Source organism: Paenibacillus polymyxa, assembly GCF_015710975.1.
GTDB lineage: Bacteria > Bacillota > Bacilli > Paenibacillales > Paenibacillaceae > Paenibacillus > Paenibacillus polymyxa.
The window spans coordinates 1,565,872-1,581,053 of the sequence record NZ_CP049783.1 but is presented as its reverse complement, the minus strand read 5'-3'; the positions used below and the strand labels follow the sequence as shown (position 1 = coordinate 1,581,053).

Annotated in this window: 12 protein-coding genes; 5 read left to right on the top strand and 7 right to left on the bottom strand. The window is 45.6% G+C overall.

All coding sequences use genetic code 11. The features are described 5' to 3' along the window. Positions 1-117 precede the first annotated feature (117 nt). The 3 genes from pgmB to G7035_RS07145 all read right to left on the bottom strand — a co-directional run bounded on the left by pgmB (position 118) and on the right by G7035_RS07145 (position 4,252). Positions 118-783, bottom strand: coding sequence for a beta-phosphoglucomutase (pgmB, locus tag G7035_RS07155; RefSeq protein WP_016820175.1), 666 nt, complete (start codon positions 781-783; stop codon positions 118-120). A gap of 24 nt (positions 784-807) precedes the next feature. Further along, the gene (locus G7035_RS07150) at positions 808-3,090 is read right to left on the bottom strand and encodes a glycoside hydrolase family 65 protein (protein ID WP_019685827.1); all 2,283 of its coding nucleotides are present in this window, start codon (positions 3,088-3,090) and stop codon (positions 808-810) included. 154 nt (positions 3,091-3,244) lie between these two features. Beyond that, a complete protein-coding gene (locus G7035_RS07145) occupies positions 3,245-4,252 on the bottom strand; it encodes a LacI family DNA-binding transcriptional regulator (protein ID WP_019685828.1) in 1,008 nt (335 codons plus the stop codon). 245 nt (positions 4,253-4,497) lie between these two features. Between G7035_RS07145 and G7035_RS07140 the strand changes: the two genes are divergently transcribed. Together G7035_RS07140 and G7035_RS07135 are read left to right on the top strand one after the other, a co-directional pair. Then, positions 4,498-6,162, top strand: a complete 1,665-nt coding sequence (locus G7035_RS07140; RefSeq protein ID WP_016820178.1) for a PTS transporter subunit IIBC — start codon at positions 4,498-4,500, stop codon at positions 6,160-6,162. A 5-nt stretch (positions 6,163-6,167) separates the two neighbouring features. Next, positions 6,168-6,989 (top strand): endonuclease/exonuclease/phosphatase family protein, encoded by an 822-nt coding sequence (locus G7035_RS07135; protein WP_019685829.1) that lies wholly within the window; start codon positions 6,168-6,170, stop codon positions 6,987-6,989. A gap of 23 nt (positions 6,990-7,012) precedes the next feature. Here the strand turns inward: G7035_RS07135 and G7035_RS07130 are convergent, their stop codons facing one another. Beyond that, positions 7,013-8,212 (bottom strand): MFS transporter, encoded by a 1,200-nt coding sequence (locus tag G7035_RS07130; protein ID WP_019685830.1) that lies wholly within the window; start codon positions 8,210-8,212, stop codon positions 7,013-7,015. A 184-nt stretch (positions 8,213-8,396) separates the two neighbouring features. Continuing rightward, positions 8,397-8,894: a DinB family protein gene (locus G7035_RS07125; protein WP_019685831.1), complete on the bottom strand. Its 498-nt coding sequence runs from the start codon at positions 8,892-8,894 to the stop codon at positions 8,397-8,399. Between the two features lie 306 nt (positions 8,895-9,200). Between G7035_RS07125 and G7035_RS07120 the strand changes: the two genes are divergently transcribed. Together G7035_RS07120 and G7035_RS07115 are read left to right on the top strand one after the other, a co-directional pair. Continuing rightward, on the top strand, positions 9,201-10,694 hold the full coding sequence (locus tag G7035_RS07120; RefSeq protein WP_019685832.1) for a monooxygenase: 1,494 nt from the start codon (positions 9,201-9,203) through the stop codon (positions 10,692-10,694). Positions 10,695-10,796: 102 nt separating this feature from the next. Then, positions 10,797-11,279, top strand: a complete 483-nt coding sequence (locus G7035_RS07115; protein ID WP_019685833.1) for a MarR family transcriptional regulator — start codon at positions 10,797-10,799, stop codon at positions 11,277-11,279. 103 nt (positions 11,280-11,382) lie between these two features. Here the strand turns inward: G7035_RS07115 and G7035_RS07110 are convergent, their stop codons facing one another. Further along, complete coding sequence (locus tag G7035_RS07110) at positions 11,383-12,312, bottom strand: response regulator (RefSeq protein ID WP_019685834.1); 930 nt, start codon at positions 12,310-12,312, stop codon at positions 11,383-11,385. A gap of 5 nt (positions 12,313-12,317) precedes the next feature. Further along, complete coding sequence (locus tag G7035_RS07105) at positions 12,318-13,622, bottom strand: sensor histidine kinase (protein ID WP_019685835.1); 1,305 nt, start codon at positions 13,620-13,622, stop codon at positions 12,318-12,320. A gap of 211 nt (positions 13,623-13,833) precedes the next feature. Here G7035_RS07105 and G7035_RS07100 point away from each other — a divergent pair, with 211 nt between their 5' ends. Further along, positions 13,834-15,087 carry a cation:dicarboxylate symporter family transporter gene (locus G7035_RS07100; protein WP_016820186.1) on the top strand — a complete coding sequence of 418 codons (1,254 nt, stop codon included), beginning with the start codon at positions 13,834-13,836 and terminating at the stop codon, positions 15,085-15,087. Positions 15,088-15,182 lie beyond the last annotated feature (95 nt).

The following is a 15,182-nucleotide window of genomic DNA, read 5'->3' as shown; positions in this document are numbered from 1 at the left end:
TGTAAAATAGTGATAAATATTCATGAATCCTTTTGTACAGTACAAGAAAAAAACGAACACCTAATGGTGTTCGTCTCTAGTCATACATAACGTCATATGAACTTAATCAGAATGAGATCATTTTTTGAACTCGTAAAAATGTTCCTCCAGCATACTCAAAGAAAGCTCGGCTGTAGTGGCTACCACGATATCCGCACCTTGCATTTGCGAAGGCGTTCCTACACCAACTGCGAACATCCCGGCGCCCTTGATCGCCTGAATGCCGGCCTGTGCGTCTTCTATGCCGATACAATCGGCAGGCTGAACGCCCAAATTCGCAGCTCCGGCGAGGAAAATTTCTGGGTCAGGCTTGCCATTCCGAATGGACGTAACATCCACCACACTGTCAAAATAGTGTGCTAGCTCCAGCCGATCCAGTATAAATGCTGCATTTTTGCTCGCAGAGGCGAGCGCGATGCCGATTCGGGCTTCACGAAGCTCCTTCAGAAGCGCTTTAATACCGGGAAGAACGTCTGCGGGAGTTAAAGCTGAGATAAGCCGCTGATACTCGGTGTTTTTTTGCATGGCCAGTTCTTGCTTGCCTTCTTCTGATAACGTATCGGACAGGTTACCACGCACTAGTATTTTTTCGAGTGATTCCGTACGGCTGATTCCTTTTAACTGTTCATTAAATTCCCGATCAAAAGGGATGCTGAGCGCTGCCGCCAAGCTGCCCCATGCCTGAAAATGATATTCAGCCGTATCTGTAATGACTCCGTCCAGATCAAAAATAACTGCTTTCATTTGCTTTCCCCCTGTCTGGTCCATTTATGAAGCACTGTTCGCCATTAACGATTGCCCACTGGTAATGTGTGTTGGCTGTCCATACAGCTCCAGCGTCAGCGGTTCTCCGTCCAGCAGGGTAATGACTACTTCACCCTCCTGTACGAGAATACTTAGCAAGCGGCCGCGATAGTTGATTTTAAACGTATATTTATTCCAGTCCTTCGGCAGAAAAGGGGAAAAGCTGAGTGTTTCATTATAGGTTCTCATCCCGGCAAATCCCTGTACAATCGCCAGCCAGCTTCCTGTCATGGAGGTGATATGAAGTCCGTCTTCGGTGTCATTATTATAGTTATCCAGATCCAGACGGGCTGTCCGTTTATACATTTCGACTGCCTTATCTTCCATTTTGAGTTCAGCGGCCAGCACGGCATGAATCGAAGGAGACAGACTGGATTCATGAACGGTCATTGGCTCGTAAAATGCAAAATTGCGCGCTTTTTCCTCCAGCGTGAACTGGTCTCCAAAGAAATAGAGCCCTTGCAGCACATCTGCTTGCTTAATGAAGCAGGAACGCAGGATTTTATCCCATGACCATTTCTGATTAAGTGGCAGATTGCTCGGATGCAAAGTGGATACAGGCTGCAAATCTTTATCCATAAAAGTATCGTGCTGTACGAAGACGCCTCGCTCTTCATCATACGGATAATACATGTTGTTGATGATATCTTGCCAATGTGCAAGCTCATCAGCTGTAACTGCCAGGCGCTGCGCTTTCTCAGTCGAAATTTGAGGCAAGACCGATAATGTATATTTCAGAACCCACGCAGCCAATGTATTGGTATACCAGTTGTTATTGACGTTATTCTCGTATTCGTTCGGCCCAGTAACCCCGTGGATCATATACTGCTGACGACTGTTAGAAAAATGAACCCGATCGGCCCAGAAGCGGCTAATTTCGACCAGTACATCGATTCCGTATTCATGCAGATAAGTCAAGTCACCCGTATAATTGGTGTAATTGTAAATGGCATAGGCAATCGCACCGTTACGATGAATTTCCTCGAAGGTAATTTCCCATTCGTTATGGCATTCCACGCCTGTAAAAGTGACCATAGGGTACAATGCCCCTCGAAGCCCTTGCTGGGCTGCGTTATGCTTGGCACCTTCCAGTTGTTGGTGACGGTACAGCAACAGATTTCGCGTTACGTCCGGGTCTGCAAGCGCCAGGTACATAGGTACGGCATATGCTTCTGTATCCCAATAGGTGGCACCGCCATATTTTTCACCCGTAAAGCCCTTCGGTCCGATATTCAGACGGGCATCTTCACCGTAGTACGTAGAGAATAGCTGGAAAATGTTAAAGCGTATTCCCTGTTGGGCCTCCGTATCCCCCTCGATTTCGACATCTGCCTTATCCCAGCGTCTGGCCCAAGCGTCGATATGCTCCTGCTTAAGAGAGGTGTAGCCTTTGTTGACAGCTTCTACAGCGATGCGTTCACCTTGCGGAATCAATGCATCCTTTTCCATATCGCGTGAAGTGGTGACGGCTACAATTTTTTGCAGTTGGATACGGTCCCCTGATGAGACGTTGTACTGATAGTGGCGTGCAGCATACAAAAAGCTTTCTTCCGTCGTCTGCTCATCTTGCCCCTCGGTTACAATACCCATGGTAGCGTTTACGGTAAAGCGCGGAATACCGAAGGGATTATCTATCGTCGTTGTGGACAGGCTGATGAATTGCTCTTGAACCTCACGGGCCTCTTCCAGCCAAAATACCTCGTCATAGTTGGTGTCCTCATTTTTCGTATTGCCGTCCAAATAAGGAACAAGCTCAATGCTTAAAGGCTGATCGCTTATATTTTCGACCTGATAATCAATCAGGCATAATTCACGTGTGGTAATGCTCAGAAAACGCTCTGTAGTGATACGAACCTGGTCGTTCACAGTACAAGCGCGCCGCAGGATTCCCTGCTTCATGTCCAGCTCCTGCACAAAATCGCTGATCTGTGCCGTAAATAAGTCCACTTCCTCTTGGTTTACAATCAGACGGATGCCGATGAAATTCATAGCATTGATGACCTTGCCAAAATATTCAGGATAGCCGTTCTTCCACCAGCCTACCTTTGTTTTGTCAGGGAACCATATACCGGAGATATACGTCCCTTGATGACGATCCCCTGAATAAGTTTCTTCAAAATTGCCGCGCATGCCCATATAACCGTTGCCTATGGACGTTAAGCTTTCCTGTAATCGCATGTGTGTGCTATGTAGAGTGTGTGTTGTCAGCTTCCAACTATCTACGTCAAATAATCGGTTGTAAACCATGATTGCGTACCCCTCTCGGAAAATGAGATCGTTGTTTTAACGGAACCAATATATGAGCGAGTTCAGTATATAGTGCAACCGTTTGCCCTGTCAACGCAAAAAAACTGATTTTATGAATATCCACAAAATCAGTTCTTGTTCATTTCTTAGAGATTCATAGTGTCTGGCTTGATTTGCGCTCTACAATTCGGTGGGGAACAATGATGTGCTTGGTCAATTCTTTCGGGTCTTTAATTTTTTCGATCAGACTTTTGGCAGCCTGATAACCAAGGCTGAAGATATCAATATCCACGGAAGTAAGAGGGGGATTCATCAGCTCAGCCAGCATCAAGTTATTAAAGCTCACCATGGAAAGCTGCTCTGGCATGGATACGCCTAACTGAGCAAGCATTTTCTGTACGGCCATGGCTACAAGGTCATCGCTAACGATCATCGCTGTAGGTGGCGGGGAAGCCTGTAATAACGTGCGCATGTCCTCCAGATTAAAGGGCTCCCTAACCACGTATTCTTTTGGTAGAGGCAAGCCGGCTTCTCGTAGTGCGTCTTGGTAGCCTCGAAGTCTTTCAAGATTTACGATGTGTTCCTGATCACCGCCAACATAAGCAATGCGCTCATGGTTCAGCCCCGTCAAATAAGTGACCACATCCTTGGCAGCCTGGTAGTTATCGTTGTCTACATGGGTAGTTTCACTGATAAACTGCTGAGGCTTGCCGATGACGGTATAGGGAATTTTCTCTTTATGAAGATACTCCACGATGCTATCCTTTTGCTTGGAGTACAGGACAATGTAGCCGTCAACGCGTCCGGTCCGGGTCATTAGCTTTACGCGGGATAGCAATTCATCACTCGTCTTGCCTGTGACAATCGACAGTGTATAGTTGTGCTCGTTTACCCATTCGCTGATCCCGCGTAGGCTTTCCGGAAAGAAAGGATTCTGAAAGATCGCCACGTCCGATTCAGGCATAATAATGCCTATTGACTGTGTGACACGGTTAGCCAGGCTTTGAGCGGAATAGTTGGGTTCATAGCCAAGCGCCTTCATTTCTTTGCGAACGCGTGCCTTGGTGGCTTCGCTGATTTTGGGGCTGTCTTGAATGACACGGGATACGGTGGAAGTAGCAACTTTAGCACGTTTTGCGACATCTTTGATGGTTACTGCCATCGTCTTCGTCTCCTTTTGCTATCTCAAGCAGAAAATATTATGTTCTATCATACGATATTGCTCCAATTTCAACAAATTAGCGGCTTTTTCGAGTATTTCTATCATCATTAACCAAGATATTTATAACTAGGGTATTGCCAATAGAAAGCGATATCATTATAATAATCGTGCAACCGATTGCATAATATTTTTTATTGAGCACTACCCATGCTATACATACTATAAGGGATGGAGACTGAACGAGCATGAAAAAACTTCTATCATTTGATTTTTGGCAAAAGCTTGGGAAGGCACTTCTTGTGGTTGTTGCTGTCATGCCAGCAGCCGGGATTATGATTTCACTTGGTAAAGTAGTGGCGATGTTGGCTGGCGATATTCATTTCTGGGTGACTGTCGGCGGGGTCATGGAGAATCTGGGCTGGGGCATTATCAACAATTTACACATCCTGTTTGCCGTGGCGATTGGTGGTTCCTGGGCTAAGGAACGAGCGGGCGGGGCTTTTGCGGCTTTAATTGCCTTTGTTCTCATCAATATTTCAACAGGAACGATTTTGGGCGTATCCTCGAAGATGCTAACACAAGAGGGAGCAACTACCCATACCCTCTTCGGTGCAACAATTCCAGTTAGTGGTTATTTCACCTCTATTTTGGGGGCGCCTGCACTCAATATGGGCGTGTTTGTCGGTATCATCTCCGGCTTCGTTGGGGCCGTGGTATTTAATAAATATTATAATTACCGCAAGCTCCCCGATGCTCTAGCCTTTTTTAACGGTAAGCGTTTTGTCCCGTTTGTCGTGATTTTATGGTCTGTAATCGTTAGTTTGATCATGTCTGCTGTCTGGCCATTTGTCCAAGGAGGGATTAACCAATTTGGCGTCTGGTTGGCGACTTCGGGAGAGTCGGCTCCTTTTGTAGCGCCGTTTGTCTATGGTACACTAGAAAGACTGCTGATTCCTTTTGGTCTTCATCATATGCTGACCGTTCCTATTAACTATACTCAACTTGGTGGCGTTTACACGGTGCTCACGGGTTCTGGAGCAGGAAGCGTTGTTGCTGGGCAAGACCCGCTGTGGCTGGCTTGGGCTAGTGATCTCAGTGCGCTTCGTGGTACGGATCCGGCAGCCTACAACAGCTTGCTGGGAGACGTAACGCCTGCCCGCTTCAAAGTAGGACAGATGATCGGCGGAGCGGGTATCCTTATGGGGCTGGCCGTGGCTATGTATCGTCGTGTAGATAAAGATAAACGCAGCAAGTACAAGTCAATGATTTTCTCTGCAGCAGCAGCCGTCTTTTTAACAGGGGTGACGGAGCCGCTGGAGTTCATGTTTATGTTCGTAGCGCCCGTGTTGTATGTAGTTTATGCTATTCTTACCGGAATCGCGTTCGGAATGGCTGATATCATACATCTGCGTTTACATTCATTTGGTATGATTGAACTGCTGACTCGATTGCCATTGTCTATAAATGCGGGGTTGGTACAGGATATAATCAACTTCGTACTGACTTGTGTTGTGTTTGCGGTAGCAACCTACTTTATCGCGTATTTTATGATCGGTAAATTCAAAATGGCTACGCCAGGAAGACTGGGGAACTATACGGATGAGGAGCCTCAAGCGACTTCCGAGGCAGAGAGTACATTAACGGATGGTGTGGCAGCGGTTTCAACTCAAAATCAATTGGCTGCGGATATCATCAAGACACTTGGGGGTGAGCAAAACATTGTCGAGGTGGATGCTTGCATGACCCGTCTGCGTGTGACGGTGAAGGATACAGAAGCTGTCGGGGATGAAAAGACGTGGAAAGCGCTAGGCGCCTTGGGCTTAATTAAAGTAGATAATGGGGTACAAGCGGTTTACGGGCCAAAGGCCGATGTGCTTAAATCAGATATACAAGACATACTCAATAGGTGATTAGCTTGAAATTGTTAACCTTAAATGCACATGCTTGGATGGAAGAAAACCAGCACGATAAGCTGAAGCAATTGGCTGCTTTTATTGATGAACAGCAGTTTGATGTCATTGCTTTGCAGGAAGTGAATCAGTCCATGAAAGAGACTCCTTTGTCAGCGGACGATTTGGGCGCGTACTATAGTGCAGATCCTGAAGTTGTCATTAAACGTGATAACTATGCTTATGTACTGAATGGGCTATTGTCCGATGCCTATCACTGGACGTGGGCTCCTGCGCATGTGGGTTTTGCCAAATATGACGAGGGTTTGGCGATTCTGTCCAAAGCACCGATTACAGCTACGGTGAATGAATATGTTTCCTCGGTACAGGACTATGACAACTACCGCTCGCGTAAAATTGTGGGCATTCAGACTGTGGTGGACGGAGTGCAGGCCTGGTTTGTCAGTGGGCATTATAACTGGTGGAATGATGAGGAATCCTTCCGCGGACTATGGGATCGTACAATCGAAGTGCTCGCTCCTTTAGCTCCGGCTCCTATGTTTGTGATGGGGGATTTCAACAACGCGGCTGAAGTGCGCGGAGAAGGATATGACTATGTATTGCAATCCGGTTGGTCAGACACCTATCCGAATGCAGCTGTACGTGATGCAGGACACACGGTCATCAAGGCTATTGCTGGCTGGGAAAGTAATGCGGAGCCGCTCCGTATTGACTATATCTTTTCCAATAAGACAGTACAGGTTCAATCCTCAACGGTCGTACTGAACGGGAAAACAGGACCCGTTGTATCCGATCATTTCGGCGTTGCAGTCGAGTTGGAACTGTGATGAACACAAAGGAGGCCATTTGCTTATGCAAGTGGCCTTTTTCTTATGGATTTTGATTTTAAACGAATAATATATTGAATAACAATCGCAATCAATACTAATATCATATTGTAATAAAAGGGGGTATTGAGGCTAAAACGGTCCATGAGCGCGCCTGCAATGATTGGAGACACAATGGCCCCCACTTCGGACAAAGATACGACGTTGCCGATAAATGAGCTTCTATTGTCTTCAGGAATAACATCTCCTAGCTGCGAGTAAAAGGAATCCAAATAGCTGGCTCCTCCTATACCTCCGATGAACATCCCTAAGTATACAATCCACGGTTCTGTGAACCATAAAAATAAGATAATTTCTATCATGATTAAAAATAGACCGATGATACATAGCAGCAAGCGATCCTTGAGCATATCAGATATTTTGCCAATAAAGGGTGCTGATACAAAGGTCGATATGCCGATGATTGTAAAGGCTACGCTGATTTCTGCTGGACTCCAATGGAGCTTGTAGGTCGCATATACCGAGAAGTATGTTAAAAATATAGCAAATGCACTCATTTCAAGAAAATGAACGGTGGAATAAAGCAACAACTGTTTCGTTAATTTGATTCTTCTCTGCGATTTTTGAAAGGGGGGATGATATGGCTGTGGCTTTAAGAAAGAATTAGCGAAAGTCATTCTTGAAACGGCAACGAAGGATATACAGGCAAAAAAGGCAACGAAATAGAATGGAAAGGATAAAGAAAAATAAGAAACGATAACTCCACTTATAAGAGGGCCTAAAATCATACCAGCACCTTCACTGCTGCTGATATATCCATTGAGCGTGCCTCGATTCTCTGCGGTGCTCATATGGTTGATCGTGACTCTGACGAAGACGGTTAGCCCTATAGCCACCAAGCCTTGAAGAAGTCTAAGTATAGATAAAACAATAAAGCTTCCTGCAAACGGGAACAGAAGCATACAAACAATTTCGGCGATGAGTAAGCTCAACCCCAAGCGTTTTGCACCGATCTTTTCATATATTTGTCCTGCCATGCCTCCACCAAGAAATCTTCCCACATAAAACAAAGAAAATAAAATGCTCATGCCAAGTGTAGATATCCCGAATTGCTCTACATAAATAGCAAAGAGTGGAAGGATCATGCTTCCACTCATGTTAGCAATAAGGCTGATCACGATCATACAGGCAATATTACGATTTAAATATAAGTGTTTTACCATATCCTCGGAGCCTCTCTTTGAGCTTGCATTATGGGAACCGTTTTTCCGATGACTCCTGATTATGCATGAACGGCTTCCATTCGCTAGCGGGTTCCTTCATAGGATACGCAGGCGTACTCCACGCTGTGCCTAAATCCCAATGCCATTTGGAGGTGTGCCACGTATGGCAAGGGTAGGTGTGCCTTTATGCAGGAAAGCCGCCTCCTGGTGGTGGCCAAGCTCCATAAATACGGCGCAGTAGTACAATTTCACCCAAATGATAGGAATTGTGGGAAGCGATATTTCGCAGCAATCCCGCTTTTGTTTCACCTGGGAAATGAGCCAGTGATTCATCCAGTTGCGCGGTTTCGGCAATTTGCACAGCCCGATCTACGCCTTGTAAAAATTCATTAATGACAGCCTGCCATGCCTCTTCGCTTTGCGGTCCAGTTTCTTCGGGCCAGCTTTCCATGACATTGCCCGGAAGCTGGGGCTTCCGTCCTTCCAAATGCTCCAACATAAATTGCTGCCAGTAAATCATATGTTTCAGTAGTTGATAAATGCTGTAGGGCATTTCTGCGTTTTTCTTACCTGCTAGCTCGACGTTAATATCTGGCAAAGCCCGAACCACGCGAATATGTCCACGTTCCCCGACCAGTGATTTAACCAGCGCTTGACCGAATAATTGGTTGGCATCCGACATGTAGGATCATCCCTTCTATGAGAGCTTGTTTCTAGCTTAGTCTTATTTTACGATTATACAATTATATTTTCCAAAATGTAAATGAATACGTGGTTTAAAGTAAAGGGCAGAAATCATTTTAATAAAGTAGTTGATAATTGTTCTCAATTAAATTACAATAATATTGTTTCAAGAGAAACAATAAACGACATTTATATGTGTTGTTTAGTATATACGGAAACGTTAAGGGGAGCTTTCTGTATATATATATTGTTTCTGTTGAAACAATAGGTGGTGGGAATAAAGTTTTTAGATAGGGGTGTGAACATGGATTACGAAGTGATTGTTGTAGGCGGCGGACCCGTTGGGATGTGGTTGGCTGCTGAGTTGGCATTGGCGAGGGTAAGCGTATGTGTAATTGAACGTTTGGAGGAGCCTATTCGCCAGTCGCGTGCGCTTACGCTACATCCACGGACACTTGAGATGTTTGATATGCGTGGATTGAAGGAGCGGTTTATGAAGCACGGCAGACCTATACGTACAGGTCACTTTGCAATGCTGGATACCCGCTTGGATTTTTCTGTGCTTGATAGTTCCTCCAATTATACATTGTTTATCCCACAGGTGATTACAGAGCAGCTGATTGAGGAGCATGCGCTCAAGCTGGGAGTTGTCGTCCATCGTGGCATGGAAGTGGTATCTGTACGGGAGCAGGAGCAGGGCGTAGAAGTGGTGAGTGTACGCGCGTCTGGACCACAAGCCAATGTATCGGTGATGACTGCTGCCTATGTCGTAGGAGCGGATGGGGCCGGGAGCATCGTGCGGAAACAAGCGGGGATTGCTTTTCCGGGCACGGATACTACTCTGACTGCTGTATTAGCGGATGTAGAGTTAGCCAATCCGCCTGAAAATGGCGTACATTCCGAATATAATAAACGAGGCGGGGTGATGATTGCCCCCGTGTCTCCAGGTATTTATCGGGTTATTTTGACTACACTTCGATTGATGGATGTCCCGAAAGACGCACCTGTAACGCTGGAAGAAGTGCGCACAGAGCTGTACGATCTGCTTGGTACAGATCTTGGCGTATCCAATCCTCGCTGGTTATCTCGATTTGGGAATGCAACGCGGCAGGCGCAGACCTATCGTAAAGGGAGAATCCTGCTAGCAGGTGATGCTGCGCATATCCACTTCCCGGCAGGCGGACAGGGAATGAATGTTGGCTTGCAAGAGGCTGCGAATCTGGGATGGAAGCTTGCAGGAGTGATTCGTGGCTGGGCTCCAGACACGCTGCTGAATAGGTATCATGACGAACGCTATCCGGTTAATACGCAGTTTTTACGGAATACCGAGGTTCAGACCCGCTTAATGGATTTTACGCCTGCTGTCTTGGCGCACCGCCAATTACATGAGGAATGGTTCCGCCATCCGGAAATTAATCGGTCTATGGCAGAGCAGATTAGTGCACTGGATGTATGTTATCCAGGGGCTGGCAATATACCGCAGCATCCGCTGAACGGGAAACGGTTTGCTGATTTTGAATTGCGGTTGCCTAACGGAGTGACATCGTATGCTTACGATCTTCTTCATGAAGGCCGATTTGTACTTCTCCATCTTGCACAGGATACTAAGGTATCGAATGAGTTTCGCCATATCTCACTTTCACATATTTCATATGTGGAGGCCGTAGCTGAAGAATTGCCCGTTGGATGGAGAGATGTGCATACGGTTCTCATCCGTCCGGATGGGTATATCGCTTGGGCTGTTTCTGTGAAACAAACGGATATATTGAGTGTTATTAAGGATGCATTGTCACGTTAATATAAAAGAAAAAGGTATGATCATGACCATATTGTTTCCTGTGAAACAAATGTGGGCTATAATGAAAGGAGGAGTATGCCAAAGGAGTGACTACTTGTTCGTATGGAGAAGGCGACATCGGTTCAGCATGTCTATGATTTGCTTATTAAGATGAATCACCAGCTGGAGCAGCATCAGCAGAGAGAGGGCATGATCTTTCTCGAGGAAATCCGCGAGCACTTTGACGGAATGACTTCGCTCAATATGACGGATGTGCACGTTATGGATTGTATTGGGAGGCATGAGCCGATCAATGTTACAACCTTAGCGGAACGAATGGAGCTGAGCAAGGGTACCGTTTCGAAAGTTAGCACCAAGCTGCTCAAGGGAGGCTGGATTCGCAGAACCCAGCTGAACGACAACAAAAAAGAGATTTATTTTCGGCTAACCCCGTTGGGGAAAAAGCTCTTTCTTGTACATGAGCGGCTGCATGCTAAGGCACAGCATCAGTTATTTCAATTTTTAGATCGTTACAGCTCTGAAGAACTAAATGTCTTGAAGCGTCTGCTGTCCGATGGCGTAGGTTTCTTGGAAGCTATGGAGTAGCAGAAGATGAGTCTCAATTCCAAAGGACATTTAAATCATCGACAATGTGCACCTGTTTATTCTTCATGTGATAGCCACATGGAGAGATGCGGGTGCTTTTCTTTTAATGCAATAGCCGTTTTGCTTCCATATAGAGCACCTGCACGAACTTTTTCGTATTAATGCGGGCTTGAGATAGTGAAGGCTCCACATTGTTTTGCAGTTCCAACATTTTTTTGCGGATTTCTGTAAAATCAAAAAACTTGGATGCATAATTTTCAAACTTAGGATGGGTATAGTCGGTCAATCCGAGCGATACAATATGGCTTAATGTCTGGAAAATAGCGCGGCGGACACGCTGCTCCGATGCCTTGATTTCCTTGCTTAGCTCTATTGCTGAAGCTGAGTGTCCTAATCGTTTCAACGCTATATTGGCAAATATATCCTTCAGCGAGGGAAACAGATAGGGGGATAGATTGCCTGTTTCCTCCTCATATTGGTCCAAGTATTCCAACATATCCAGTAAATCCACACTTCCGGCTTCGCCGATCATTCCCATTTCGGAGAGCAGAAACTGTCCCGAACTCACAATGTTTCGGGTCGGTTCCAGTGTCGCTGATGGGCCATTCGATGTGAACATCGACAGTCCTTGCAGTGTGCGTTGGATATCTGTAATCGATTGCTGCATACGCAGGCGTTCGGTTACTTTTTGGATAACTGCAATAATTTCCAGTCGGTTTAAGGGCTTGGCAATATAATATTCAATACCGAGTGAGTACGCCTCACCGATCATGTTTTTGGATTCAATCCGAGAAATCATAATGATTTTTCCGCTAAATTGATCACCGAGTGCACGCACGGTCTGAATGCCGTCACGAAGCGGCATCAGCAGGTCAATCAGCAATACATCAATTCGGTTCAGCTCCAGCAGGCCGCTATTCACGTAGGAACCATCCTCCGCTTCCCCAACAACCTCTCCTAAACCCTCGTCTTCAATAATGTCTGCCAGCATAGAACGAATCCCCTGATCGTCATCTACAATATAAAAACGCATCCAGGCTATCTTCCTTTCTCCGTCAGTTTCCGTAAAGGTAATATGATTCTAAAAGTGGTCTGTAATCTATCTGTATGCTCATCTTCATTCTGTAGTAGTTCAAGCGTTCCATCAAGACTCTCCGCGACTTCACGCACATAAAATAAACCCATGCCGGTCGAAGGCTGTCCTCCCTCATCATACTTGGTCGTGTATCCCGGTGTGAAGATCATTTCCCGTTTGCGCTGAGGAATACCTGGACCGTTATCGGTGACACTAAAGGATATTATATCCTCTTGTCCTGGTAGAAAATGAATGGAGACGTCAATCCTTCCACTGTCTTTCATCGCTTCTACTGAATTGGAGGTCAGGTTGTTAATTAGAGTGAGAACTGTATAAACATGCAGTTTGGGCAACAAAGGATCGAAATTCAGCGTGAAACGGATAGACTTGCCTAGCGATTGGGCGTATTTGCTGTTCGTTCGGACGATCAGCTCGCCGAGTTCCTGTGAGGTCATATAATGCACGTCGCTTTCCGAATCAATGAGCTTGGACAAACCGGCAAAAATCCGCTGGCTGTCTTTTTTAATCTCATGGACTTGTCCGGAAATACGAAGTGCCTGTCTGGCGTAATGTTCTCTATCTTTCAGAGATTCATCCTGCTGCAGCTCGCGGTATAGCTCATAGCTTTCACGGGTGATTTGCTCTGCATGTGACAAAGTTTTGCCTAACTGGACTGACTCCTCATACAAGTCTGATACCAGGAGTAAAATTCGTTCCGTTTGCTGTCTTTGTGCCTCTTCATGCTGAACAGATTGATTTAATCGAATCATATTATAGAACCCAAGCACAAAGAAGCTGCGGATCATGGCCATAAAAGCCACTTTACTGATCTTAACGATGTCCCAGAAATCACCGTCAATGCTTCGCCGGACACTAAGCTCTGCCACACTTGCGGCAACCTCAATTCCCACAGAGAGGATGCCCACACGCAGTGCGCGGTAAGGCTCAGCATTAATGTTAAGAACCTGAAAGAGCAGGCCATAAACCATATAATAAAAAAAGGTAGGTCCATGCAAGGTCATTAATTCTTCAAAGGAAGAGCCGGGATGAAGGTAATGATTGAGTGAAATACGAAATGCAACTACTGCTATCCCTGCAAACACTCCCGATAATGCAGGCGGAATATGACGTATAGATAACAGAAAGAAAAAAAATACGGGCGTACCAAAGCTGAGACGAAATGTATTATCGAACGGGTGAATATTCAACTCACCTGCTAGGGGTATAAAGATAAGCATCAGCAGGAAAAGAAGGGTATTTAGCTTCATCCATATTCACCTCCGGGTATTTGTTTCAGAAAGTCAATGTAAGATAAATTCACAGGCTTAGCATTAATACTTGTGAATTTATAGAAAAAAACAAATACATGTGTAGATAACTGTCGGTTTTTATAGTTCGGATTGTAGTATAAATAACATCATTTGAATATTAAGAGCTGCATACTGCAAAAATATACAAACCAGCCAGGGGGGACATGAAGTGAAAAAGATTAATTTAACAATGCAAATCTTTATCGGTCTGGCTTTAGGTATTATTGTTGGTGCCTTATTTTACGGCAATTCAGGGGTGGAAGTCTACTTAAAGCCGATCGGTGATATTTTCATCCGCTTAATCAAGATGATTGTCGTACCTATTGTAATCTCAACGCTCATTATTGGTGTAGCCGGCGTCGGAGATATGAAGAAACTGGGGAAACTCGGCGGGAAGTCGATTCTGTACTTCGAAATTGTAACGACCATTGCGATCCTGTTTGGTCTGCTTGTTGCCAATCTGGTTCGCCCCGGTGAGGGCGTGGACATGTCCCACCTGGCCAAGAGCGATATCCATTCCTATGTGGAGACTGCGGAAAAGTCAGGCCATAACTTTATAGATACGATTGTGCATATTGTACCTACCAATGTTATTCAAGCCCTGGGCGAAGGAGATATGCTGGCTATTATATTCTTCTCCGTGTTGTTTGGACTAGGAGTAGCTGCGATTGGTAACAAGGGCAAGCCTGTGCTGAATTTCTTTGAAGGTGTAGCCGACGCCATGTTCTGGGTAACCAATCAGGTCATGCGCCTCGCTCCGTTCGGTGTATTTGCACTGATTGGCACGACAGTGGCCAAGTTTGGATTAGCCTCGTTATGGCCGTTATTGAAGCTTGTACTGTCAGTGTATGGCTCCATGTTACTGTTTATTGTGATTGTCTTTGGAATTATCGCCAAGCTTTGCGGTACCCGTCTCTGGACTATGGTTAAAATTTTGAAAAGTGAGCTGTTGCTTGCATATTCGACGGCCAGCTCGGAAAGTGTCCTGCCTAAGATCATGGAGAAGATGGAGAAATTCGGGTGTCCGAAGGGAATCACATCCTTTGTCATTCCGATCGGATATTCTTTTAATCTGGACGGCTCCACTCTGTATCAAGCACTGGCTGCAATTTTCATTGCCCAAATGTATGGCATTGATTTGCCGATCACGACCCAAATCACGCTGGTACTCGTGCTGATTATTTCCTCCAAAGGTATTGCAGGCGTGCCGGGCGCTTCCTTTGTCGTGTTGCTCGCTACGCTGGGAGCAGTGAATCTCCCGCTGGAAGGTCTGGCCTTTATCGCTGGTATTGATCGTATTCTGGATATGGCGCGTACGGTAGTCAATGTTTTAGGGAACTCGCTTGCGGCTGTAGTCATGTCCAAATGGGAAGGACAATATGATAAAGAAAAAGGCGAGGAATACGTTGCTTCAATTAAATAAGATACATTGAACCGAATAGTGGATACCAAGAGCACCTTTGCGAAGTAATGCAGAGGTGTTCTTTTTGTTTCCAGACTTGTTAACACACTTCCTTT

Bases quoted from the DNA above. Each gene is read 5' to 3' on its own strand.
- G7035_RS07110 (WP_019685834.1), bottom strand. From the start codon at position 12,312: ATGCGTTTTTATATTGTAGATGACGATCAGGGGATTCGTTCTATGCTG.
- G7035_RS07140 (WP_016820178.1), top strand. From the start codon at position 4,498: ATGAAAAAACTTCTATCATTTGATTTTTGGCAAAAGCTTGGGAAGGCA.
- G7035_RS07130 (WP_019685830.1), bottom strand. From the start codon at position 8,212: ATGGTAAAACACTTATATTTAAATCGTAATATTGCCTGTATGATCGTG.
- G7035_RS07120 (WP_019685832.1), top strand. From the start codon at position 9,201: ATGGATTACGAAGTGATTGTTGTAGGCGGCGGACCCGTTGGGATGTGG.
- G7035_RS07125 (WP_019685831.1), bottom strand. From the start codon at position 8,894: ATGTCGGATGCCAACCAATTATTCGGTCAAGCGCTGGTTAAATCACTG.
- G7035_RS07145 (WP_019685828.1), bottom strand. From the start codon at position 4,252: ATGGCAGTAACCATCAAAGATGTCGCAAAACGTGCTAAAGTTGCTACT.
- G7035_RS07115 (WP_019685833.1), top strand. From the start codon at position 10,797: ATGGAGAAGGCGACATCGGTTCAGCATGTCTATGATTTGCTTATTAAG.
- G7035_RS07105 (WP_019685835.1), bottom strand. From the start codon at position 13,622: ATGAAGCTAAATACCCTTCTTTTCCTGCTGATGCTTATCTTTATACCC.
- G7035_RS07150 (WP_019685827.1), bottom strand. From the start codon at position 3,090: ATGGTTTACAACCGATTATTTGACGTAGATAGTTGGAAGCTGACAACA.
- pgmB (WP_016820175.1), bottom strand. From the start codon at position 783: ATGAAAGCAGTTATTTTTGATCTGGACGGAGTCATTACAGATACGGCT.